This window comes from Methylocaldum sp., from assembly GCF_035627495.1.
In the GTDB taxonomy this organism is placed as follows: domain Bacteria; phylum Pseudomonadota; class Gammaproteobacteria; order Methylococcales; family Methylococcaceae; genus Methylocaldum.
Map to the genome: position 1 here is coordinate 67,439 of NZ_DASPLO010000195.1, position 23,621 is coordinate 91,059.

The following is a 23,621-nucleotide window of genomic DNA, read 5'->3' on the forward strand; positions in this document are numbered from 1 at the left end:
TAGCCTGTCGATGATCGCTTTCCTTGGGAAAAGATTATGTTGCGGTTCTTGAAATGGATAGCTGTCGGGCTCGGGACCTTGATCGCGACCTTGATCGGGATTTTGGTTCTCGCCGTCGTCCTTATCGTGGCCTTCTTCGACCTGAACACGCTTCGCGAGCCCCTGTCCACGGCGGTCAGCAAGTCCCTCGGCCGCGACTTCTCGATCAACGGCGATTTGAGCGCGGATTGGTCGTTGACGCCGCGCTTCACGATCAACGACGTGGAACTGGCCAATGCCCCCTGGGGGAGCGAACCGGAGATGTTCACCCTCGACCGGCTGGCCTTCGCCGTCCGGATTCCGGATCTCTTCAAGGGGCGCATCGTGCTTCCGGAAATCCGTGTCTCGAAACCCCGCATGTTGCTGGAACGGAACCCCGAGGGAATGGCCAACTGGGAGTTCGGCGACAAGGACAAGAAAGAGGAGCGGGATCGGGCCGAGAGTCCCATAAGCGAAAGGTGGTTTCCGAAAATCGACAGCCTCGCCATCGACGACGGACGGTTGTTGTTCCGCGATCCGACCATGGATACCCAACTGGACATGAATGTATCGACGGCGGTCGGAGAATCGGACGAGCAGGCGGTCGAACTGAACGGCCAGGGCCGACTGCAGCAGGAGCAATTCACGCTGAAGGTCAGAGGCGGTTCAGTGCTGGATCTTTGGAAAGAAGAGCAGCCCTTCCCGGTAAACGTCGAGGTCGCATACGGCAAGACCGAGGCCAAGGTGGCGGGCACGATAGCCGAACCCTTACAGCTTCAGGGCCCCGATTTGCGCTTCGAGGCGAAAGGGCCGGATCTTGCGGCGCTCGCCGCCGTCGTTCCCGTGTGGATACCGGAAACTCCGCCGTACCGGTTCAGGGGAAAGATTAACCGCGAGGGCGAACGCTGGCTTTTGAAGGGGTTCGAAGGCAATCTCGGCAATAGCGATCTCACCGGCGATCTCACGTTCATGATGCGGAAAGACCGGCCCTATCTGGTAGGCGATGTAGTTTCCCGCAAGCTCGACTTCAAGGATTTCGTGGGCATTTTCGGGGCCGATCCGACGCCGTCCCCCGAGGAGCCAGAACGTCCGCGGCTGCTCCCCGACAAGCCGTACCCTGTCGAGGGCTTGCGCACTGCCGACGGAGACATCCGCTTCCAGAGCAAAAACATCGTGACCCCGTGGATGCCAGTGGACGATGTATTCGTCGATATCAAAATGGATCGGGGCATGCTGACGATCCAGCCGGCAAAGCTTACCGTAGGCTACGGCGCGATCGACTCCAACGTGACGGTGAACGCGCGCGGCGAAAAATTACAGACCGAAGTCAAAGGAAAAATCGACAAGGTGCCCTTTAAGCGTCTGGCCGCGGGAACCCCGTTCGAACAGGAGACGGCCGGCACCTTTTTCGGGCGCCTGCATCTGACCACTGAGGGCAACTCGGTGGCGGAGATGGCCGCCCACGCAGACGGCGGCATCACGATTCTGATGGAGCAGGGCCGCATCAGCAACCTGATGATGGAACTCCTCGGGGTCGACATCGCCGAGAGCCTGCAGAAGCTCATAGGCAAAGACCCGAGCATTCCGGTGCGCTGCACCATCGCCGATTTTATCATCAGCGACGGCGTGGTGAAGACTCAGTTGTTCCTGATGGATACCACGGATACCAATGTTCTTTTGGAAGGCCAGGTCAATCTGGCCACCGAAGCGCTGGATCTCCGTCTGTCCGCTCATCCCAAGGACTTCAGTCCGTTCAGCGCGAGGACTCCCATCAAAATCGGCGGAAACCTGAAGAAGCCGCGGCCGTATCCGGAGCCCGCGCCACTCGCTGGCCGCGCCGCGGCCTCCGTAGCCCTGGGTGCGCTTTTGACTCCCGCCGCCGCGTTGATTCCCTGGGTCGAACTCGGCCTGGCCGAAGACAGCCAGTGCCACGCCCTAATCGATGCCGCCAGCACCAAGGAGAAGATTCCGAAAAAGGAACGAGAACAACAGGAACGGCCCTAAGCCGGTGTTGCGATACCTGGGCGGGTTTTTACCGAATCCGTCGTGATTGGTTGATGCTACGCGGCGACGGGTTCGATGTCGCTCTCGGGCACCCGCAAAATGCCGCCGGAAGGAAGTTCGATAAAACAATCGCCGCTGTTGAAGCGCGAATAGCGCGTGATCTTGGCGGGCTGACCGGGGTGGAGGTCCTTGAAAAAATCCGGTCGCTTGGGTTTATACAGTACGGTCGTACCGAGGGGGATTTTGGCGCTGGGTTGAGACAATCGGGGATTCATAGCTGTGGAAGATTTATCCATTATAGACGTAAAACCGATCGATCCGTTAATGAGATCGAGCGGGGCTGAACGGCTAGTCGGTGAAATCGATGGTGGAACGCGCTGGGGCCGTGGCCGATGAAGTCCAGCATAAGGTGTGACAAGGGAGTTTTAAGAGGCTCTATTCAATCCTTCTTCGCATGCCGTGTAAGCTCGTAAAGTTACGTACGGATTGCGATCCGAGGTTCCAAGCTCCTGTTCGGATAGACCGAACGGATTACAAGTCCGGGAGTGGTTGGAGACCCCGTAGGTTTCGGAAACTGCTGGAACGCACGGTATCGAGAAAGTCCAGCATGAAGGCCGATGCCGCCATTGCCTCGGTGGTCGCCGCGTGCAACGCGCTCCACAGGCCTTTTTTGCCGATGGGTTTTGCCAGAACGTAGTCCCGATCGAGATAGCTCTGCACCGTCCAGTTGGGCAAGGCCGCGATGCCGCGCCGGCTGGCCACCAGCTGCAAGATCGCCACGGTCAGCTCGGCGGTGCGCCGCTTCGGCTCTATCCCGACCGGCTTCAATACCTTGCGCACGATGTCCAGCATGTCTTCCGGCACCGGATAGCTGATCAAGGTTTCCTCGATGAAATCCTCCGGTTTCAGAAAGGGCTGGGATGCGAAGGGATGCTGCCGCGACACGAGGCCGACGATTTCAAAACTGAACAGAGGGTGGAAAACGAGCCCGGAGCGCGGTTGCGGCTCCGAAACCACCACCAGTTCCGCCCGATTTTCCAGCAATAGGGTCAATGGATCGGTGTGAAAGCCCGAGACCAGATCCAGTTCGATTTCCGGCCAGTGCTCCCGGAACTGGTCCATGGCCGGCATGAGCCAATCGAAACAGGTGTGGCACTCCACCGCGATGCGGAGCTGTCCGGCTTCGCCTTGGGCGATGCGCGCGATGTCCCGTTCCGCCTCTCCGACCAGTTTCATGACCGTTTCCGCGAGAGTGTGCAGGCGCTGGCCCGCCGGCGAGAGCCGCAGCGGCTGGCTCTTGCGCTCGAACAGGCTGACGCCGTAGTGCTCCTCCAGTTGTTTAATCTGATGCGAGATCGCCGACTGGGTGAGATATATCCGGGTCGCGGCGCGGGACAGGTTGCCGGTTTCCACCAGGGCCAGCAGGGTTTGCAAATGGCGCAGTTCCAAAATCGACTGAATCATGAATGAAATCGATGAAGATTATTAAAAAGTTGAGTTTGAATAATAATCACCGTGAACCGATCATGCCAGTTCCAAATCGACAAATATTAAGAAGAGGAGCAGGATTTTATGGCGGTGACGCATTCTTTGGGATTTCCCCGCATCGGCGCCCGGCGCGAGTTGAAACAGGCTCTGGAAGCCTATTGGGCCGGCAAGATCGGCCTTCCGGACTTGCGAGAAACCGGTCGGCAGTTGCGCGAACGGCATTGGAACCTCCAAGCCCGGGCCGGCATCGATCTGGTGCCGGTGGGCGATTTCGCCTACTACGATCAGATGCTGAATATGACGGCATTGCTGGGCGCGATTCCCGAACGCTTCGGTTTCGGCGATGAAACTCTGGGCCTCGACCGCTATTTCGAACTGGCCCGAGGCCAGAAAGATCAGCCGGCCATGGAAATGACCAAGTGGTTCGATACCAACTACCACTACATCGTCCCGGAATTCCATCGCGACACGTCGTTCCGCCTGGGCGTGGAATGGCTGTTCGAGGAGGTGGAGGAAGCCAAGGCCCTGAGGCTTAACCCAAAGCCCGTGCTGATCGGCCCCCTGACTTATTTGTTTTTGGGCAAGGCAAAGGAAACCGATTTCGATCGGCTGAGCTTGTTGCCCCGCTTGGTGCCGGTGTACGCGGAAATCCTTCGAAGGCTCAAGGACCAGGGCGTCTCGTGGGTACAGATGGATGAGCCGGCCCTCGTGCTGGATCTGCCCGCGGAATGGCTAGCCGGCTATCGCGAGGTTTACCGGACCCTGGCGGCGGCGGGGCCTCACGTTCTTCTGGCCACCTATTTCGATTCGGCGGCGGAGCGAGTGGAACTGCTGAAGTCCCTGCCGGTGGCCGGAGTGCACATCGACGCCGTCAGGGCGCCGGAGCAGGTGCCGGTCTTTGCCGGCGACTATCCTTCGGACAAGGTCCTGTCGCTGGGGCTCATCGACGGCCGCAACGTCTGGCGCACGGATCTTCGGCGCGCGCTGGCCTTGGCCGACACCGCCCGCGCTGGTTTGGGCGAGCGGCTGTGGCTGGCGCCGAGCTGCTCGCTGCTCCACGTGCCGGTGGATCTGGAGCCGGAATCCGAACTGGACCCGGAAATCAGAAGCTGGCTAGCCTTCGCCGTGCAGAAACTTCAGGAGCTGGCGACCGTGGACAAAGGCTTGCGGCTCGGTACGGAGGCCATCCGGACCGAACTGGGCGTGCAGGATCGGGCGTTGCAAAACCGCGCGACTTCGCCGCGGATTCACAACCCGGCGGTCAAGGCTCGTCTGGAACAACTGACCGAAGCGGATTTCCGGCGCTATTCGCCTTTTTCCGAACGGATTCCCTTGCAACGGGAACGGCTGCGGCTGCCCGCCTTTCCCACTACCACGATCGGCTCTTTCCCGCAGACCTCGGACATCCGGAAGGCCCGCGCCGATTACCGGAAAGGAGAACTGAACGAAGCCCTCTATCGCGAGGCCATGCGCACAGCCATCCGCGAAGCCGTGCACAAGCAGGAAGCGCTCGGCCTGGATCTTTTGGTGCACGGCGAAGCCGAGCGCAACGACATGGTGGAGTATTTCGGCGAGCAACTGGAAGGCTTCGCCTTTACCCGGCACGGTTGGGTGCAGAGTTACGGCTCCCGCTGCGTCAAGCCGCCGATCATCGTGGGCGACGTGTCGAGACCCAAAGCCATGACCGTGGAATGGATCGCCTATGCCCAGAGGCAGACCCGGAAACCCGTCAAAGGCATGCTGACCGGCCCCGTGACCATCCTGCAATGGTCTTTCGTGCGCGATGACCAGCCCCGCGCCGTCACCGCCCTGCAAGTCGCCCTGGCCATTCGCGACGAAGTCGGCGACCTGGAGCAGGCAGGCGTCGCGGCCATTCAGATCGACGAACCCGCCGTTCGCGAAGGTTTGCCGCTCAAGCGGCGGGACTGGGACGACTATCTGGACTGGGCGGTAAGAGCCTTCCGCCTGGCGTCTTCGGGCGTGGCGGACGATACCCAGATTCACACCCACATGTGCTACTCGGAGTTCGGCGATATCCTGCCGGCCATCGCCGCTTTGGATGCGGACGTGATCACCATCGAAACCTCCCGTTCCGACATGGATTTGCTGGCCGCCTTCCACGACTTCCGTTATCCCAATGATATCGGTCCCGGCGTCTACGACATCCATTCCCCCCGCGTACCGGAAAAAGAAGAGATGCTGCGTCTTCTGGAAAAAGCCTGCGAAGCCATCGCGCCGGAACGGCTCTGGGTCAACCCCGATTGCGGCCTCAAGACGCGTGGATGGCCGGAGGTCGAGCAGGCCCTGACCCATATGGTCGAGGCGGCGAGAACGCTCCGCGAGCGATGGGGCCCGGTCGCTTGAAATTACTCGATTCGTGAGGCGATCCGATTAAACGCGCCGTCTGTTCCGGAGCATTCGGATCACTTCCACGAGAGCTAGAGTCCGTGACACCGGGCCGCCAATACCCAGCCGGGAGACCGCTTTGAGCAGTTGTGCGGCGACATAAAGGCGGGCGGCCCTTCGGGCCCAGCGCGCTGACCGTGACGAAAAAGAGGTGTGGATCATGGCGATAGCAGAGCGTCGGTTCGCGGAAAAACCACTGCGTGGTGACGGGCTGAACCTCCGTGTTCCCGCCGGGTTCCGGCGAGCCCGGGTGGCCTCCCACCCGTCGGCCCCGTCACCACTCAGTGAAGGCTCTCACCGTCCTTGGAAACCTCCAGAGGACCATCGCTCCATTGGCGCTCTGGGCCGGAATGTCCCGTTCCGTACTCGGCGCGGCGGTCCGCGCACCCCGCGGGCGATGCCGGACTCCGGAGCCGAGTGGGGGATATTAGATCGCGTGGGATCGGTTCGGTAAATACGTGGGGCTACCTAATCCCGGCTCCCGCGCGGTGGCGGTTGGGGCGAGAGATCTGCGGCAAGAAAGCCAGCCGGGCTCATGAGCCGGTAAAACGATCCGAGACCGTGCGCCGGCCAATGCATAGAATGATCAAACCCAGCCTTTAGGTAGACCTCTCGGTCGTCCAGGCTTCGTATTCAGCGAGTTGCTGCTCGACCAGAAGCAGACAGACGCTCAACATCAGGGCATCGTCCGTGTACCCCAAAATCGGGATGACATCCGGAATGAGATCAATCGGACTCAGCACATAAAGGAGGGCGGCGACAATGGCCGAAAGGGCATACCAGGGGATTTGGCGATAGGTGCCGTTTAGATAGTCCCTCACCAGCGCAATCATCAGTCTGACATCGTTCAGGAAACGACCGAGAGGGCCTTTGGATTCAAACTTCTGCTTTATCTCGTCGGCCTTCGCGATTACCCTCTTGAAATCGCCCTCGGAGAGCTTTTTCGCATCGGCTTTAAGCCGTTCCTGGATGGCCCGTTTGGTGACCTTTCGTTTTAGCATCGCGTTTTCCTCTATAAGAGGCCATTGTGTCGTGGCCGAACGAGACGGCGCACATGGCCGGGGCGCCGGAGCGGAAGCGTGCGCCCGTTAATGTACCGGAACCGGCAACCGCACCACAAATTCGCTGCCCCGGCCAGAACCTTCGCTATGGGCTTCGACTCGCCCTCCATGCAATTCCACGATTTTTTGCACGATGGTCAAACCGATTCCAAGGCCGCCCTGGGCGCGATCCAGCGTCCGTTCGGCTTGAGTGAACACGTCAAAAAGATGTGGGAGCAAGGCGCCTGAGATGCCTTCCCCCGTATCTCGTACGGAAATGATGACTTCGTCATCTTTACAAGAAACGGTCAGCCAAATCCGGCCGCCTGCCGGCGTGTACTTCGCCGCGTTATCGAGAAGATTCGTAACCACTTGGGCGAGTCGCACGTGATCGCCTTCAAACCGGACGGGCTGCTCGGGCACCGAAACGGCAAAGGCATGGCGACGTTCTTCAATGAATGGCCGACTGGTCTCGATGGCCTGATCGATTACCCTAGCCAAATCCACCGGGGCTTTTCGCAGCGTCAGTTTGCCCTGGACAATCCGTGACACATCCAGGAGATCATCCACCAGCCGCGCCAAGTGGTTCACCTGGCGATCTATCATATCCCGCGCCCAGTTCAACTTAGGATCACCGGGATTAAGCTTGCCCAGGATGCGCACCGCATTCTGGATCGGTGCCAACGGATTCCGAAGCTCATGCCCGAGCATGGCAATGAATTCATTCTTGCGCTGGTCGGTCTCACGTAGCACTTCTTCCATATGCTTGCGCTCGGTGATGTCGGTGCTGATCCCCACGATCCCCGCCGGTCTTCCGGCGGCGTCCCGATAGGCGCCTTTATTGCTGAGATAAAGACGCTGTTTGCCGTTTGGCAGCCGGATGATTTCCTCGAACCGTTCGGTCCCTCCCTTGGCCAGGAGGCGGAGGTCGTTGTCCCGAAACTGTTGCGCCATCTCTCGCGGAAAGACCTCGAATTCCGTACGGCCGATGACGTCTTCGGACCGGAAGCTGAACAGGCGCAACAGCGCGTCATTACAGGCGAGATAGCGGCCCGCCTTGTCCTTGATGAAAATGGGACTATCGGTCGTGGCGAGTATGCACTCCAGCAATTCCGTGCGCTCGCGTAAGCGTGCCTCGCTTTCGAGCAGCGCCTCTTCGACACGCCGTCGGTGCAGCACGACCGCCGAGAGCGTGAACCCGATCAGGGTGGAGGATCCGATGAATGCCTGCAGCGAAAACAACGATTGATGCAGCGGCATCCCGGCAAAGGGGCCCGAGCCGAGTACCGTGGCAAGGATCGCGACCGCCGCGATTCCGGTCAGAGTGATGGCGACATGTTCTTGACCCATGCGAAACGCGGCATATAGCACAAAAGGAATCAACGTGTACGGGAGTGGCTTGATGATCGAACTCGGCAGCCAATGCCCGAATACCGCCAGGCCGCTTATCACGAGCAGTCCATAAAAACACAGAGGTTCAAGGCGAATGGGGATGGCGGTGTTTCTCGCTGATTGCCGAACTAATAGCAGCGAGGGGGTTATGACAAGGAGGCTGACGATATCCCCCAGCCACCACGTGATCCAATTGATGCCATAGGCCGATTCCTCGATCAGCCCATCCCAGTAAAGACTGGTTACGCCCAGAGTGGCCGCAATCACGCTACTGACGGCGGCGAAGAAAGCGAACAGGAAAACATGGCGAACGCGCTCGAAGGGGACGATAGGACGGCTGAATCGGTTGAGCAGGAACGCGCCCACGAGCGCTTCCACGGTATTGCCGAGACTGATACTCATGGCGCCCAAGGGAGAGACTTCCGTCGATGCATTCGCAAGACCGGCTCCTAGCCCGATACCCGGCCACAGACGACGCCCGAACACGAGCACGGCAGCCAGTGCGATTCCGGCTGGTGGCCAGACCACGCTGGCATTGCCGGGTGGTATAGCGAGTGACAATCCGAGCTTGGCAGTCAGAAAATAAGTACCCGCGAGCAATGCGACCTGCAATCCGTACAGTCCGGCGGGCGATCTCAGGATCGTATATAAGGGCAGCATGGCAGGTGAAGGCTAATGCGCCTCATTTGAATTCACCATTGGTGTGCAGACCGTGTGCGATGCCGATTCCGGACGGATAGCTCGCGCCCTTGCGTCGGAATTGGGTTGAAGACAACGATGTTTGCCCGAGTCCGGCGGCATCGAAGGTCGGCTCACCCGCTTTAGGCCAATAAACTGCCCGCGCGTTCCATCGAGCAAATCGAAAAAAGATCTGACCGCCATCGCTTGGCATGGCTAGAAGGCGCCGCGTCATGTACTCTCAATCTATGGCCGATATGCGGCAAGAACTGGAATTACGAGGGAACCGCAAGAACGCTTTACACCACAATTCTATATATGGGTGGTTCAGCGAGCGGACAGAAAAGTTCATGACCGACGAAATACGAGTATTCATTGATTCGGAGTCGCAAATTCTGATCGCTCGCCAGCAGGCACGCTTATTGGCGGCGGAGTTGGGCTTCTGGTCGGTCGAACAAAGCTTTATCGCCATGGCCATCTCGGAAGTGGCGCTCAACATCCTTCAATACGCCGGAAAGGGAGAAATCCTTCTGGACAAGGCGCAAAAGGAAGGCGCGCAAGGCATCATGGTCGTGGCTCGCGACGAGGGGCCAGGTATTCCCGATGTCGAACTGGCCATGCAGGAGGGTTATTCGACGAGCGGTAGTGCCGGGCTGGGCTTGGCGGGCGCCAAGCGGCTCATGGACGAGTTCAATGTCGTGTCCGAAGTCGGGAAGGGCACGACGGTGACGATGAAGAAATGGGTGCGATGAGCAGGGCCCTCTTGCCGGTCACTGCGTGAGACATCGCCGACCGATTTGAAAACTCCGAGCATGTCCCTGGCGCGGCGTCGAAGTGTGGAATCTTCGTGTTTCGACGCCGCTTCGCGGAGTTTATCCTGAGTGCGGTTGAAGGGCGCAACACAAGCAATTTCAGGATTTGTTCGGAGCTTCTTTTGAGCGGGGCCGATTGAATTGGGCGCCGGTCCGCGAGTCCAATAAGCCGGGAGCCTTTTTCGTCCCGAAGGATGCAGCGTCTTCCCAAGCAGACACCGCACGGCTGCATCTCGGAGACATGTGATGAATGAAGAAACAGTCGAACGTGGTGGACGTGAGCTAGCAGTGCAATACGTCGAGGCATTGCGGGACTATTTGGCCGGAGTGGAGGGGAATCCATTGTTGCGGGCCTATCGGCTGGGACGCAAAGCAATCGCGGAGAACGTGAGTCTTCCGGTTCTGGCCGCGATCCACCATAAAGCGCTGGCTGAGCTTTTGGCCCAAGCCGGTGCTCCCGCTGAAGACGTCGATATCGAATTGCAGGCCGAGGTATTTTTTCGGGAGGCTCTGGCACCCTTCGACAGGACGTCCTACGGCCATGGTGACACCATGACCAAAATGCACCTGCTCAACGAAAGCTTGGAGCGGACACACAAGCGTCTTACCGAAATCAACCGCAAAAAGGACCGAGCCATCGCCGAACTGCGGCAACGCGAAGAAGCGTTGCGCAGGAGCCACGACGAATTGGAAAAGCGGGCTAAGACACAGACCCTGGAGCTTACAGCGGCCGGAGTGACCCTGCGGGCGGAAATCGCCGAACGCAAGCTCACTGAGATCGCCTTGCGGGAAAGCGAAGCCCGGTTCCGGGCGATTTTCGAACGGGCCGGCATCGGCATTGCGCTCTTGGACAAGAACGGAAGAATCAGGGAATGCAACATCGCCCTGCAGGAGATGCTGGGCTTTGGCGCCGAGGAACTGCACGGCCGGGTTATTTTCGATCTGAGTTACCCGGAAGATCTCGAGATCAGCGCGCGGCAGTTTAAAGGCTTGGTCGAAGGCAGATACAAACACTACAACCTGGACAAGCGCTTTATCCGGAAAAACGGCACAGTGGTCTGGGTCCGCAAAATCGTTTCGGGAACCTACGGATTCAAGGGCGAACTGCAATTCGCCATCGATATGGTCGAGGACATCACCGAAAGCAAAGTTGCCGAGGAGTCGCTGCGGGAAAGCGAATCGCGGTTCCGCCAGGTCGTCGATATGACCTGCGAGTGGATCTGGGAGCAGGATGCTGACGGCCGCTACAGCTACTCCAGTGCCGCGGTGAAGAGTATTCTCGGTTATGACGCCAAGGAGATCATCGGAAAACCCTATTACGAGTTATTTTTCCCGGAAGACAGGGAACGCGTCGCGGCACTTGCGCCCGAGTTGATCGCCCGCGAGGAGCCTTTCCTCCGCCTGATCAACCGCTATCGGCACAAGGATGGCCGCGAAGTGTTTACCGAATCCACCGGAATCCCGCTCTCCGATAACCGGGGCCACTTGTTGAGGTGGCGCGGGGTGGATCACGACGTTACCGAACGCAAGCGTTTTGAGGATGCTCTAAGGCTTCGAGACCGGGCCATCGCGGCTTCCAGCGTCGGTATCATCATCACCGATCCTCATCAGCCGGGAAATCCCATCATCTACGCCAATCCCGCCTTTGTCCAGATGACGGGCAGCAGCCGGGACGAGGTGATCGGGTGGAATCCCCGCTTCCTGCAAGGCCCGGAGACCGATCCGAACGCGATCGAGGAAATTCGGAAGGCCGTGCGCGAAGAGCGCGATTGCCACCTGACGCTGAAAAATTACCGCAAGGACGGCACGCCGTTTTGGAACGAGCTGTTCATCTCTCCGGTGAGGGACGATCACGGCAAGCTGACTCATTTCATCGGTACGCAGACCGATGTCACGGCATTGCGGCGAATAGAAGAAGAACGCCACGAGATGGAAATCGCCCGGCAGATCCAGTTGTCCCTCTTGCCTAGCGTCCCGCTGCGGATGGATGGCGCTCTGGTGGCGGGGTATTGTCTGCCAGCCGTCCATGTAGGCGGCGATTATTTCGATTATTTCGCCACGGAAGAGGGGGTCGATATCGTGATAGCCGACGTTTCCGGGCACTCGGTGGGCGCTGCTCTGATCATGGCCGAAACCCGCAGCACTTTGAAGATGGGAACCGACTGGATGGCGAAAGGCCAGCCGAGGCTCCGCAACGGCGCGGAAAAGACCCTGTCGGTCTTGAACGATATCCTGTTCGAGGATTTGAACCGGGCCAGCTTTTTTATCTCCATGTTCTATCTGAGATACCACGCGGATACGCGCTGGATTACCTATGCCAATGCGGGGCACAATCGCCCGCTATTGCTGCGCAGAGGCGAGCGGAATTGTACGGAATTGGATGCCGAAGGGCTCATTTTAGGCGTTAAGAAAGGCGTAGCGTTTGAAGAGAAAGCGCTCTCTTTGAATGAGGGCGATATGGTGCTTCTTTATACCGATGGGGTTACCGAAGCTCGAAATAAACAGGGGGAATTTTTCGGTGAACCTCGTCTGTGCGAGCTTTTTATTACTCATTCTCAAGCTTCACCCCAAGAGCTTATCGAGATTATCGTCGACGAACTCGGGAAGTTTTGCCAAAGCCGGTCCTTCGATGACGATATTTCCCTCGTGGTGCTGAAGGTTGGCTAAGAGATTGTGAAAAACCGTCGCGAGCGACCCGAGTCCGCGCAGTAGGTTTTTTCACAACCTCTAAGGCGGGATTGTTTTTCGAGCGCTCTGGTCCAATGAATGGGTTTCGACTTGGCGAAAAGGTGCCTTGTGTCTACGTCGACTCAAACCGAAATTGAAAATGCCGCCGCGAAAGAACCGCCTTTGTTCAATTTGAGGCGTCTGGTTCTCGTGTTAGCGGGCTATGCGGTGCTGTACGTAGCGGTTCGCTGGTATGAGGGAGTTTATGCGTGGTCGACCGGGCTAGACGCCTTTGCGCCGGAGTTCGAGACCTACTGGATGAATCTTTTTTACGCGGAAATCGTGCTGGAAATCGTCGTGGCCGCTCTCTTGTGGGGATGGCTATGGCGGAGCCGAGATCGCAATTTGGAGAACTATTGGGCGCACTTCATCGACACCGAGACGGTGCTGATCAGAGCAAAAGGCGATGCCCTGCGGGAACTGCTATGGAAAACCCGTGATCGCAGTGTAGTGACATTGACCCCGCGCGAGGAGCTGCGCCGGAACATGACGCACCTGATCTGGCTGGCCGCCTATGCGTGGGCCTTCTACTGGGGAACGAGCTTCTTCACCGAACAGGATGCGACTTGGCATCAAACGGTCGTGCGCGATACCGACTTTACCCCCAATCACATCGTCGTGTTTTATCTAAGCTACCCGGTTTACATCATTACGGGTTTCGGGGCTTTTCTGTACGCGAAGACGCGCCTGCCCTTCTTCGCAAAAGGATTGTCCGTGCCCTACCTTTTTTCCGTGGTCGGTCCGTTCACGCTTTTGCCGAACGTCGGCTACAACGAATGGGGCCACACCTTCTGGTTCATGGAAGAGATATTTGCAGCGCCCTTGCACTATGGCTTCGTCGTTTTTGCCTGGTTTGCGCTGTCGATTGGAGGGGTATTGCTGCAGGTTTTTGCCAGCATTTTATATTTGATCAAAAAAGACCTTTGGTCTGAGTAACGTTCGATGGCGTCGAACGGTTGAAAGCGCGAACACGCCATGACGTGGAAATCCTTCTGGTTCAGAACTATGGCAGTAGCCACGTCAGCGGGACAAGGACGAACGCCGTTGAAATAGCGGCGGGGAGCAACGGCGCGTAGCGGTTCGGCCTTGCCAGATCGCCGATTTGCACAGCGAACAAGCTGTGGAGCGTGTCCGCGAGTTGATCGATCAGCGCGATATTGGCCTCGATTGCCCGGGTCGCCTCGGCAAAATAGGGTTTGAGTTTAAGGTCGATGTGTGCCGGCTGAATGACCCGTCCGTTGAGAAGATTCACGAATTGCCGGGTCGAGTCGCGGCAGTCCTTCAACCCCGCTTGCAGCTTTCGCCCGGCCGGCGAAGGAAGTTCCCGGAGCGCCGCCTCGGTCTCGTTCAGGAGAAAGTCGATGCGATGGGCCAAAAATGCGAGCTTGATGCGGGAGACCGGCGGGCATTTTCCGGCGGCGATCACGCCCGCCCCGAGTCCGCGTCCCTGCCCGATCTGCTCGATCAGTTCGGGAAGCCGGCGCACCAGAATTGCCGCCATGAGCTGATTGGACGGATCGGGATCAAACACTATTCCGGAGCAATCCGCCGCTTCCTCCATGAGATACAGAACCTCCCTGATGATCCGCGTGTGGGCGGCGAAACTCTCCGCGGGAGAGAGGTCGAAAAGGCCGCGCTTCAATTCTTGCCAGGAATCGTGAATGACATGCCATCGGGATAACTGCCTCGCATGGGCGTCGACATTTCCGACGGCGAGAGGAACTATCGCCTGCAATTGCTGCTCGATGTTCGTTTGAACGGTCGGCAGGCGCGTTCTGAACGTAGCGTCTCCGTTTAGGCAGGAATTGGCCATGCCCCGGTGTTGCTGAAGGCTGATCATCAGCTCTGTGGTTCGGCGTAAGTGGGCGATGCCCGCTCTTTTACGGTCGAGCAGAGTTTTTTCCATGTGCTGTTCGATAGCGATGAGGAGCAGCAGAAAGGTCGATACCAGAGTCAGGCCGGTCAGAATCGGAAACATGAATACCTCCTATAGATACGGGATCAGATTTGATAATGGTGAACCATCGTCTTAAGGTTCGTTGCCAGTTGTTCGAGATGCCGGGCGATGGCGGAGGTCTCCTGGGCGACCATCGTGCTTTCGTCGGCCTTCCCCGCGATTTGCTCGACATGCTGCGCGATGTCTTGGCTGACGACGCTCTGCTCGTGAGTGGCGGCGGCGATCGTGGTGATGCTTTGCACAGTCTGCAATGCGCCTTCGTGTATGGAGGCGAGAGAGATGGCTGCCTCGGCTGCCAGCGAGACGCCGGCCGATACCTGTTCGCTGCCGGTCCGCATCGCGCCCACGGCACGATGAATGTCGTCTTGGATGGATGCGATGGTTTGCCTGATTTCCTCCGTCGCATTGCGAGTGCGGGCGGCGAGCTGCCGGACCTCGTCGGCGACCACGGCGAAGCCTCGCCCCTGTTCGCCGGCACGGGCCGCCTCGATAGCGGCGTTGAGAGCGAGTAGATTGGTCTGATCCGCGATGTCGGTGATGACCTTGACGATGGCGCTGATTTCGTCGGAGCGCGCTCCAAGCGCCATGATCATTTCGGAAGATTGGCGGACCGAGTCGGCCAGCTTTTCCATCTCGCCGGAGGTGCGGCGGACGACGATCTCGCCTTGCGCGGACAATTCTCTGGCCCGATTGGAAATCCGCTCCGTTTCGCCGGCATGGCGGGCCACTTCGCTGATGCTGACCGACATTTCCTCCATGGCGGCCGCCGTGCTTCCGGCCGCTTCGAATTGAAGATTCGCGCTGTGTGCGACGCGACCGGTGGCGCCCGAGAGTTCGCCGGCGGCATTGCTCAGTTCCTCGGCCGACGCGACGACACTGGCGATGAAGCGGCCAAACTCGCGAGCCACGTTATTAAAGCCGTCCGCCACCTGCACCAACTCATCCCGTGAGCTTATTTCCGTTTGCGCGGTCAGATCGCCGGCGGCCAAGCGCTGGCCACTGTGAACCAAGGTGTGGACCGTCTGTCGCACCGACAGGTAGAAAGCGGCAAATAGATAGACCGAGAGTAATGCTGTGGTGACAGCGATCACGCCGACGAAACGGACTTTGCCGTCAAAGGCGGCAATACGATCCTCCAGCAATCGATCCAAAGTCGGCAAAACCGCATCGTAGAGGGTGATCTGCGCATCGATGGCGCGGGTTCCGGCGGAAAAATGGTCCGAAGGCGGTATGACGATGCGATCTCTGGAAATCAGCTCATTCCACTGTAAATCCAGAAAGGCCTTGAGATAGGCGAGACTCTCTCTAAGACTCTCTGTCAGCGCAGGTTTGATCGACGAATTCGTTTGGAAGACGACATCCATGCCGCGTTCGACCGCGCCGTGATTCTCCAGGCTGAGCGTGTTTAGCATGATCAGACGGGATTTCTCGTCATGATCGATCGCCTGCCGCGCGGCAATTCCGGTACCCAAGCCCCGCGCTTGCCCCAGATTTTCTATCAGGGCCGGGAGCTTGAGGATTGCGGCATCGACGAGGTAAGCGCTATCGAGAGCGGGATCCAGGATGAGATTGGACGTCTCGCCGACATGGCTGATTAACCCCTGTAAATTGGCGATAAGGGATGTGTGGGCGGCGAAATTTTCCTTCGATTCCACGCCGGAGGATTGATTTGCCAAGCGATTCCATTCTTGTTTGATGGCATCCCATTTAATCGTGGTGTGCAATGTGGAATCCAGCCGATTATCAATCTCGTCCACCGCGGTCATGGCGTGCTCGATGCCGGCTCGCAAGGCTCGGATATCACCGTCGAACGAACTGTCCCCGTTGAGTGCGGCATGGACCATGCCGCGGTGTTTTGGAAAATATCGGAGCAACGGCTGCAGCGTTTTTAGGTATTCCACGCCCGACCGTTCCTTGCGGGCGAATTCGCTGCCGGCGCTCATTTCGACAACCAGCAGGTACAGGTAAACGGCAAGCGGGAGGGCGAGGATTAAGCCGATGAATAAAAATTTATAAGGGAAGCGAAGGTGGCTCATTAAGACGATGGCGGGACGAAGTACGTTATACATAGATGTTCCGTTGGAATAAGAACCTGTTTAAAGCCTGTAAGGGTCCGGCGTAACGCGAGTCATGCTCGAAGAGGTCAGCCCGTGTTTTTGAGTACCATGCTGCCGGAACTAGACGCGTAAGCGATCATCGGGCAAAAAAAAGCGTCCAGCGAAGGTCGGAGTGACCGCCGATGGACGCCGTTGTCCGTTGATTGCGTGCCGCCTTTAGCACTTGTTTTGAGAATGGGAATACATAATGCATGCCATGCCCGAGCGTGGTGAGCTGGTCAATGCGATCTTCCAAATTCGGGGGACTATGGGCGGTATTTCGTATACCAAGGCAGGCATCGCTGGATAAATCTATTGCACGAAAAGAGGGGGCTGCGTGCACCAGAATCGAGCATGCTATGGCGTCAGCGGTTTAATCGGACGATCGTTCCAGCAAGCATTTGTGAGGGCGAATGCGGCAGTTTGCATTAACGAGCGCCGAGACCTTTGCGGGATTAATTTAGAAATCGGTCAAGGCAGAGAAAGGAGTAATGCGGTTTCACAAAATGCATCAAACACTACATTTTGGACCGGAGGAGCGATGAATAGCCAAGGTATCCGGCGGCGAGAAGCTTGAGCTGATGCAGCCCGGTCTATAGTGTTTGTACCTACGCTTCGACGGGTTCGATATCGCTCTCGGGTACTCGTAAAATGCCACCGGACGGCAGCTCAATGAAACAGCCTCCTATTTTAAAACGGGAATACCGACTAATGATGGCCGGCCTGCCGGCGTAACGGTTCTGGCCAAAGTCCGGCCGCTTGGGTTTATAAAGAACCCTTGTGCCGATCGCGAATTTCGGGCGCAGCTGGGGCGCGTGGCTATTCGCCGGGTAGAAGCGCTAAGACGAGGGGCTTTGCCAGGTACATTCGGACCGATCGCCGGACCTGAATGAAATGGAAAGATAAGAAGGGTGGGGCGTAGGAACTAAACTCGTGACTGATGAAATTCATGAGCACCGCGACACGTTTGTTACAAGGTCTTATTTAATCGCGAGCCTCCGGCCGTGTAAGTCCGCAACATTACGTAGGTGTACAGCGTGCGTTGATGTCGATGGGGCAAGATGGTTTTATAAGCTCAAAGCTTCATCGCGTACGAGCAAAATGCCCAGAACATCCGAGTTCGACCCTTTCGGTTAGATTAAAGCGGATATCCTTCGCTGCCGGACAGGAAGAGATTGCGCAACTCGCCCGGTGTCTCTCCGCTTTGGGTTGAGGTTCTCGGCTAGCTTGTCCGCGCCTTTGCCGACACTTGCAATCGTACGGTGGCGGTCTTGCCTGATCGGCAGAAACACCGTCCTCCGATCACTTGTATACGAGCTTCATCAGAATGATGCTCAGCGACAGGACAAGAGTCACTAAGTTGGACAAGATAATCGGGGCGGAGTGAAGCGCCAGCCCATAGATCAGCCAGAGCACGACGCCCAGGCTGAACAGCAGGAACATCCCGAAGGAGATGTCTTTCGCTGAACGGGACTTCCAGGTTTTGATAACCTGGGGAACAAATGACACCGTCGTCAGTGTTCCCGCCGCCAAGCCAATCAGATCGTTCGATTCCATAGTTTTCCACAATGTGTAGGGTAAATTCGACCGGAGCCAGAAGCCTTCAGGCTCGCCCCGAAAGGATAGGTGATGGGCGACACTGCGAACGGCTCGTTCATAGTAACGCTTCGATTCCCGTGAGCATCTGCAGACGAAAGCCTGGGCGTGCTGTCGCATCGAGCACTGTACGGACGCGCTGCGCCAATTGATCGGCATTCGCGCGTTTGGCTGAGTGTGGGGCTGGAGCGAGCCCCAGACGGTTAAGCCGCTGCCCCCGGAACCATTGCTCATTCATGAATGGCATCAGGGCTCGGCAGCGCTGGAACAGGGGCCTTCGAGAGCGGAACGTTTGTTGGTGGCGCCGGAACTGGACAATACAAATCCCGGAGTGAAACACCTCTGTATTTATCGTATCCGGTTGCCCGGTGCCTTGTCCGAAAGGTACTTGGCTCGGTGAGAAAAATAAGGAGTACCAGTCGATTGTTCTCAACCGGGTAGCACGTTCGGTGATCGAGACTGCCAAGGTCCACACAACCCGAAACACACGTTTGGGCGCAGCTTACAGGCTGCTGATGTTCGGCTCGAAATCCGGACGGTGCTTTTGCATCATGCGACCGGCGATATCGTTACGACTCGCTCACCAATATTCATGAGTTGGTCGAAGCGGTTGAGAAGCTGGCTGATATGAGACAGGTGACGCGTTTGAAGCGAGTGGTCGGCGTAAAATGGGTTTACGCAAAATGTTACGCGGCTACTCTTCAGGTGTTTGCGTAACGATTCGATCTAGTTGGTCGGGGTGAGAGGATTCGAACCTCCGGCCACTGCCTCCCGAAAGCAGTGCTCTACCAGGCTGAGCTACACCCCGAATAATGGATTTTAATAGCTTCGCTCGACCGATAAGTGGGCGAGCCGAATAAGAGCGTCCTTGTATTCCGATGCGGGCAGTACATTGAGCAGTTCAACCGCTCTCTCTGCTTCTTCCCTAGCGCGCCGTGCAGTGTACGCGATTGCGTCGGTAGATTCAACGATTTCGTAGACCTCGCGGAACGCGTTGCGATTGCCGTTCTCGATCGCGTCTCGGAGTACCGCGGCTTGCGATGCGTTGCCGTGCTCGATCGCATAGATTAGAGGCAGCGTCGGCTTGCCTTCCGCCAAGTCATCGCCGAGATTTTTTCCGAGCTCTTCGGGGTTCGCCATGTAATCCAAGGCATCATCGATCAACTGAAATGCAATGCCGAGGTGGAGGCCATAATTCTTCAGAGCGAGTTCAGTCGATTCGGCGGCACCGGTTAAAACGGCGGCAAGCTGTGCAGCAGCGCTGAACAAAATCGCGGTCTTGCGAGAGATGACTTCGAGGTATTTGTGCTCGGTTGTCGCCGGATTATTGCAATTTAGAAGCTGCAACACCTCACCCTCGGCGATGGCTGTGGTTGTGCGGGAGAGGATCTCCATGATGCGAATCTTCTGTACGCTTACCATCAATTCAAACGAGCGCGAGTACAGATAGTCGCCGACTAAAACGCTAGCCGAGTTTCCCCAAAGTGCATTAACGGTATTTTGTCCCCGTCGCAGGGTTGACTCGTCGACCACATCGTCGTGGAGCAGGGTGGCGGTATGAATGAATTCAATGACTGCCGCGAGGATAATGTGCTGTTGCCCTTGATATTGGAGGGCCTTGGAGACCAATAGTAACAACATCGGGCGCAGGCGTTTACCGCCGCTGTTTACGATATATCGGCCGATCTGATTGATGAGCAATACATCGGAACTGAGTTCACGAAGAATCAGTCGGTCGACGTCCGCGGTTTCTTCCTCTACCAAACGGCGGATATCCATAAAATCCGTTTTCGGACTTTGTGAGGCTGTCGAGTTGATCTGTGACGAAGTCGATATGGTCATTAAGGATGAACTCGCTCCCGCTGCGGCAGTGCCCTGCAAAATGCGGGAATGCTATGGATGAGAGATCGGCGTGTCAAGCTAAAACGGTATCGAGTTGTCGTTTAACGCAGCCGAGCACCGGTAGATGCGTCATAGACGGCCGTTGGACCGCGCAGATTCCCGAGCCGACCGGGGATGAGTAAAAGGTGCTCGGTTGAGAAGTGCTTCCGAACAGAAACGGGCGTACGGGCTGGCGGATGGCCGCTTCTGTTGGCGCTCGTCGAAACGATAGGTCCGCCGAAAGCGCGGCATAGGGCGGCCGCCACCGGGTGGTCTGTGACGCGAACGGCTACGGTCGGGTGCTCGCCTCTGAGCCAAGCCGGCACCCAGCCGGCGGCGGGAATTACCCAAGTGGCCGGTCCCGGCCATGTGGCCAGGATTTTATCCCGCATGATCTCGGTCGGTAGGTCAAGATAAGGTTCGATTTGGCCGAATTCAGCGGCGATGAGAATGAGCCCTTTCGCCGTGGGACGTTCTTTTAGTTCCAGCAAACCTAGCACCGCCCGTTGGTCGAGAGGGTTGCAGCCGAGGCCGTACACTCCCTCGGTCGGATAAGCAATGATTCCTCCACCACGCAGGTGGCTCACCGCGAGTCTCAGACGAAACCGCGAAAGCACGTCTTCTCGGGCCTGCCGGCAGCGTTAAGTTGCGGATTCGGCCAGTGGCTCACCTTCGTAGGGTGCTGCATAGCCACATTCCTTGCGAGGGCAGATTTTTTCCGTGCCTCGCCGTTTTGTTACTTTGAGCGTCAGGATTGGCCAGGCGCAGTTAGGACAGGGCTCTGCGATGGGCGGATTCCAGACCGCGTAGTTGCAACTCGGATAGGTGTTGCAGGAGAAGAATAATTTTCCGAAGCGCGACTTCCGCTTGATCAACTGCCCCTTATTGCATTCAGGACAACGTACTCCGGTGTCCTCCGGTTTTTCGAGTGGCTCGATGTGTTTGCATTTGGGATAGGTGCTGCAGCCTATGAATTTCCCAAATCTACCGGTTTTGATCACCAATGGCGAGGCGCATGCCGGACAGAGCTTTCCTTCCACAATCTCCGGTGCCGGCGGCGCAGCTTCGCCGTTCATATTGCGGGTGTACTTGCACTCAGGGTAATTGGTGCAACCTATAAAGCGACCGTTACGCCCCAAACGGATGGAAAGTTGTCCACCGCATTCCGGGCACGCCTCGTCGAGCGATTCGTGCGTGACATCCGCACGTCTTAAGCTTTCATCCTTGGTGTCGATCAGTGACTTGAACGGCTGCCAAAAGTCCCGCATCAGAGGAATCCAATTTCTTTCGCCGCGCGAAACGGCGTCCAGATCGTCCTCCAAATTGGCGGTGAAGTTGTAATCGACGTATTGGGTGAAGTGTTCCGTCAAGAATTTATTGACGATCCGCCCTACGTCGGTCGGATAAAACCGTTTGGTTTCCAGCACGACGTAATGACGCTGCTGTAGCGTTGAAATAATCGACGCGTAAGTTGAAGGGCGGCCGATGCCATATTCCTCCAAGGCCTTAACCAGGCTCGCTTCCGTGTAACGCGGTGGCGGTTCCGTGAAGTGCTGATCGGTGATGATGTCGTTCAAGTCGACCCATGCACCCTCTTTGAGTACCGGCAAGAAGCTTTCATCGTTTTCGCTAGGGACATCGTCCTTGCCTTCAAGGTACACGCTCATGAAGCCTGGATTCACCACTGTGGAGCCGGTTGCACGGAAAACCCCTTTCGTGCCGCAGGACAAATCAACCGAGACCGTTTTGATGGTGGCGTGAACCATCTGGCATGCAACGGTCCGTTTCCAGATTAGGTTGTAAAGCTTGTATTGCTCGGGGCTAAGATAGGGCTTAACCTGCTCTGGCAGCCGAAAAGCCGAAGTGGGCCGAATGGCCTCGTGGGCTTCTTGAGCGTTTTTGCTCTTCGTCTTGTAATGGGGGGGCTGCTTGGGTACGTTTTCGTCGCCGAATCGGGACGCGATAAGTTCGCGAAGTTCCTGCACCGCTTCGTTGGCGAGGTTGACCGAATCGGTACGCATGTACGTGATGAGTCCGGTGGTCTCACCGCCCAAATCGATGCCTTCATAAAGCTGCTGAGCGATAGCCATGGTGCGCTTGGTGGTGAAACCCAGCTTGCGCGCCGCTTCCTGTTGCAACGTGGATGTGATGAACGGTGCCGCGGGATTCCTCTTGCGCTCCTTCTCTTCGATCTTCACCACCTGAAGCTTGCCATTGGCTTCCGAAAGCAGTGCGTCTCTTGCTTGGCTCGCCTGTTCCTCATTGAGGATGCTAAATTGCTCCAGCTTAGCGCCATTCAGATTGATGAGCCGGGCACGGAACTTTTGGCCGTCGGCATCGAGATCGGCGTCGAGAGTCCAGTATTCCCGGATCGTGAAGTTTTCGATCTCGATTTCGCGCTCGACGATCATCCGCAGTGCCGGGCTTTGCACCCGTCCCGCCGAGAGGCCGCGCCGAATCTTCTTCCATAACAAGGGCGACAGTTTAAAGCCGACCAAGTAGTCCAGCGCCCGGCGCGCCTGCTGCGCGTTGATTAGGTCGATGGAGAGCGCTTTGGGATTTTGAATCGCTTCGAGAATGGCGCGTTTGGTGATTTCATGGAAAACGACACGGTGCACCGGTTTGTTGTCGAGTACCTGCCGGTTTTTCAGGATCTCGTAGATATGCCAAGAAATTGCCTCGCCTTCCCGGTCCGGGTCGGTCGCGAGGAACAGAGCGTTCGCTTTCTGAGCGGCCTTGGCGATGGTCTGTACGTGCTTCTCGTTTTTCTCGATGAGTTCATACTTCATCGAGAAATCATGATCGGGGTCTACTGCTCCTTCTTTGGGAACAAGGTCACGGACATGGCCATAGGACGCATAGACCTGAAAATCTCGGCCGAGATATTTTTCAATGGTCTTGGCTTTCGCCGGTGACTCAACAATGACCAGGTTTTGGCTCATCGAATTCTATAAGGTGCAAGCTATTCGTGTTAAGGACAATTCTCCGGTTTCTTCGGCAGAAAACATGGAGAAACGGGTGGCACATCAATGCAGATAGTTGGGCAGGCTCTCGTAGACGAGATTTTCCATGCGCGCGAAGGCGAGTTCCTCGTTGGGCTGGCTGAAAAGTACCATAAGTACAACCCACTTTAGGTTTTCCAAAGAGATCGTTTCTTCGTTGAATGCCATGACACGGTCGATGACCAGTTCGCGGCTGGCCGGTGTAAGGATGCCGCTTTGCTCCAGAAATAGCAGGAGACCGCGGCATTCGGCATCGAGCTTGGCGATCTCTTGGCCGGAAAAGATGCGAAACGCCGGCGAGGAAACAGGCTTGATCGCATTGTGCTCAGTTAATGATTCGAGCCATTCAAAGGCTTTGTTTACTTCGGTTTGCGGAAAACCCGCCTCTAAAAGCTCGGTGCGAATCATGTCGGGGTCTGGCGTTAGCTCGACATCATCATCCATATAGTTTTCGAAAAGATAAATCAGGACATCGAATACATTTTCTTTCATTGAGTGGTCTCAACTAAGGGATGGCGCAACGG

Annotated in this window: 16 protein-coding genes and 1 tRNA gene; 5 read left to right on the top strand and 12 right to left on the bottom strand. The window is 57.2% G+C overall.

Annotated features, from left to right (window positions below; all coding sequences use genetic code 11):
- Positions 1–36: 36 nt before the first annotated feature.
- Entirely contained in the window at positions 37–2,022 is a 1,986-nt protein-coding gene (locus VEB01_RS18575; protein ID WP_324878061.1) for an AsmA family protein, read from the top strand.
- A 56-nt stretch (positions 2,023–2,078) separates the two neighbouring features.
- On the opposite strand, the gene VEB01_RS18580 is transcribed toward VEB01_RS18575, so the two are convergent.
- Both VEB01_RS18580 and VEB01_RS18585 read right to left on the bottom strand, forming a co-directional pair.
- Positions 2,079–2,297, bottom strand: coding sequence for a hypothetical protein (locus tag VEB01_RS18580; protein ID WP_324878062.1), 219 nt, complete (start codon positions 2,295–2,297; stop codon positions 2,079–2,081).
- Positions 2,298–2,553: 256 nt separating this feature from the next.
- A complete protein-coding gene (locus VEB01_RS18585) occupies positions 2,554–3,486 on the bottom strand; it encodes a LysR family transcriptional regulator (protein ID WP_324878064.1) in 933 nt (310 codons plus the stop codon).
- Positions 3,487–3,594: 108 nt separating this feature from the next.
- On the opposite strand from VEB01_RS18585, the gene metE reads away from it, so the two are divergent.
- Positions 3,595–5,874: a 5-methyltetrahydropteroyltriglutamate--homocysteine S-methyltransferase gene (metE, locus tag VEB01_RS18590; RefSeq protein ID WP_324878066.1), complete on the top strand. Its 2,280-nt coding sequence runs from the start codon at positions 3,595–3,597 to the stop codon at positions 5,872–5,874.
- A gap of 641 nt (positions 5,875–6,515) precedes the next feature.
- Here the strand turns inward: metE and VEB01_RS18595 are convergent.
- Both VEB01_RS18595 and VEB01_RS18600 read right to left on the bottom strand, forming a co-directional pair.
- Positions 6,516–6,917, bottom strand: coding sequence for a YkvA family protein (locus tag VEB01_RS18595; RefSeq protein ID WP_324878068.1), 402 nt, complete (start codon positions 6,915–6,917; stop codon positions 6,516–6,518).
- 87 nt (positions 6,918–7,004) lie between these two features.
- Positions 7,005–9,008: a sensor histidine kinase gene (locus VEB01_RS18600; RefSeq protein WP_324878069.1), complete on the bottom strand. Its 2,004-nt coding sequence runs from the start codon at positions 9,006–9,008 to the stop codon at positions 7,005–7,007.
- Between the two features lie 368 nt (positions 9,009–9,376).
- On the opposite strand from VEB01_RS18600, the gene VEB01_RS18605 reads away from it, so the two are divergent.
- The 3 genes from VEB01_RS18605 to VEB01_RS18615 all read left to right on the top strand — a co-directional run bounded on the left by VEB01_RS18605 (position 9,377) and on the right by VEB01_RS18615 (position 13,501).
- Entirely contained in the window at positions 9,377–9,778 is a 402-nt protein-coding gene (locus VEB01_RS18605; RefSeq protein WP_324878072.1) for an anti-sigma regulatory factor, read from the top strand.
- A gap of 306 nt (positions 9,779–10,084) precedes the next feature.
- Positions 10,085–12,505, top strand: coding sequence for a PAS domain S-box protein (locus VEB01_RS18610; protein WP_324878074.1), 2,421 nt, complete (start codon positions 10,085–10,087; stop codon positions 12,503–12,505).
- Positions 12,506–12,634: 129 nt separating this feature from the next.
- Positions 12,635–13,501 (top strand): methane monooxygenase/ammonia monooxygenase subunit C, encoded by an 867-nt coding sequence (locus VEB01_RS18615; protein ID WP_324878076.1) that lies wholly within the window; start codon positions 12,635–12,637, stop codon positions 13,499–13,501.
- Positions 13,502–13,568: 67 nt separating this feature from the next.
- Here the strand turns inward: VEB01_RS18615 and VEB01_RS18620 are convergent, their stop codons facing one another.
- From VEB01_RS18620 to VEB01_RS18655, 8 genes are all read right to left on the bottom strand, one after another.
- A complete protein-coding gene (locus tag VEB01_RS18620) occupies positions 13,569–14,543 on the bottom strand; it encodes a nitrate- and nitrite sensing domain-containing protein (RefSeq protein WP_324878078.1) in 975 nt (324 codons plus the stop codon).
- Between the two features lie 23 nt (positions 14,544–14,566).
- On the bottom strand, positions 14,567–16,591 hold the full coding sequence (locus tag VEB01_RS18625) for a methyl-accepting chemotaxis protein (protein WP_324878080.1): 2,025 nt from the start codon (positions 16,589–16,591) through the stop codon (positions 14,567–14,569).
- Positions 16,592–17,920: 1,329 nt separating this feature from the next.
- Positions 17,921–18,175, bottom strand: coding sequence for a SemiSWEET transporter (locus VEB01_RS18630; protein WP_324878081.1), 255 nt, complete (start codon positions 18,173–18,175; stop codon positions 17,921–17,923).
- Between the two features lie 770 nt (positions 18,176–18,945).
- Positions 18,946–19,022, bottom strand: a tRNA-Pro gene (locus tag VEB01_RS18635).
- Between the two features lie 11 nt (positions 19,023–19,033).
- Positions 19,034–19,993 (bottom strand): octaprenyl diphosphate synthase, encoded by a 960-nt coding sequence (ispB, locus tag VEB01_RS18640; protein WP_324878083.1) that lies wholly within the window; start codon positions 19,991–19,993, stop codon positions 19,034–19,036.
- Between the two features lie 164 nt (positions 19,994–20,157).
- Positions 20,158–20,712, bottom strand: a complete 555-nt coding sequence (gene tsaC, locus VEB01_RS18645) for an L-threonylcarbamoyladenylate synthase type 1 TsaC (protein ID WP_324878085.1) — start codon at positions 20,710–20,712, stop codon at positions 20,158–20,160.
- 24 nt (positions 20,713–20,736) lie between these two features.
- On the bottom strand, positions 20,737–23,037 hold the full coding sequence (gene topA / locus VEB01_RS18650; RefSeq protein ID WP_324878087.1) for a type I DNA topoisomerase: 2,301 nt from the start codon (positions 23,035–23,037) through the stop codon (positions 20,737–20,739).
- An 84-nt stretch (positions 23,038–23,121) separates the two neighbouring features.
- A complete protein-coding gene (locus VEB01_RS18655; RefSeq protein ID WP_324878089.1) occupies positions 23,122–23,589 on the bottom strand; it encodes a Smg family protein in 468 nt (155 codons plus the stop codon).
- Positions 23,590–23,621: the final 32 nt, after the last annotated feature.

What these genes read in the sequence shown, in the direction of transcription:
- VEB01_RS18575 (WP_324878061.1), top strand. Translation starts at nt 37, where the DNA reads ATGTTGCGGTTCTTGAAATGGATAGCTGTCGGGCTCGGGACCTTGATC.
- VEB01_RS18580 (WP_324878062.1), bottom strand. Translation starts at nt 2,297, where the DNA reads ATGAATCCCCGATTGTCTCAACCCAGCGCCAAAATCCCCCTCGGTACG.
- VEB01_RS18585 (WP_324878064.1), bottom strand. Translation starts at nt 3,486, where the DNA reads ATGATTCAGTCGATTTTGGAACTGCGCCATTTGCAAACCCTGCTGGCC.
- metE (WP_324878066.1), top strand. Translation starts at nt 3,595, where the DNA reads ATGGCGGTGACGCATTCTTTGGGATTTCCCCGCATCGGCGCCCGGCGC.
- VEB01_RS18595 (WP_324878068.1), bottom strand. Translation starts at nt 6,917, where the DNA reads ATGCTAAAACGAAAGGTCACCAAACGGGCCATCCAGGAACGGCTTAAA.
- VEB01_RS18600 (WP_324878069.1), bottom strand. Translation starts at nt 9,008, where the DNA reads ATGCTGCCCTTATATACGATCCTGAGATCGCCCGCCGGACTGTACGGA.
- VEB01_RS18605 (WP_324878072.1), top strand. Translation starts at nt 9,377, where the DNA reads ATGACCGACGAAATACGAGTATTCATTGATTCGGAGTCGCAAATTCTG.
- VEB01_RS18610 (WP_324878074.1), top strand. Translation starts at nt 10,085, where the DNA reads ATGAATGAAGAAACAGTCGAACGTGGTGGACGTGAGCTAGCAGTGCAA.
- VEB01_RS18620 (WP_324878078.1), bottom strand. Translation starts at nt 14,543, where the DNA reads ATGTTTCCGATTCTGACCGGCCTGACTCTGGTATCGACCTTTCTGCTG.
- VEB01_RS18625 (WP_324878080.1), bottom strand. Translation starts at nt 16,591, where the DNA reads ATGTATAACGTACTTCGTCCCGCCATCGTCTTAATGAGCCACCTTCGC.
- VEB01_RS18630 (WP_324878081.1), bottom strand. Translation starts at nt 18,175, where the DNA reads ATGGAATCGAACGATCTGATTGGCTTGGCGGCGGGAACACTGACGACG.
- ispB (WP_324878083.1), bottom strand. Translation starts at nt 19,993, where the DNA reads ATGGATATCCGCCGTTTGGTAGAGGAAGAAACCGCGGACGTCGACCGA.
- topA (WP_324878087.1), bottom strand. Translation starts at nt 23,037, where the DNA reads ATGAGCCAAAACCTGGTCATTGTTGAGTCACCGGCGAAAGCCAAGACC.
- VEB01_RS18655 (WP_324878089.1), bottom strand. Translation starts at nt 23,589, where the DNA reads ATGAAAGAAAATGTATTCGATGTCCTGATTTATCTTTTCGAAAACTAT.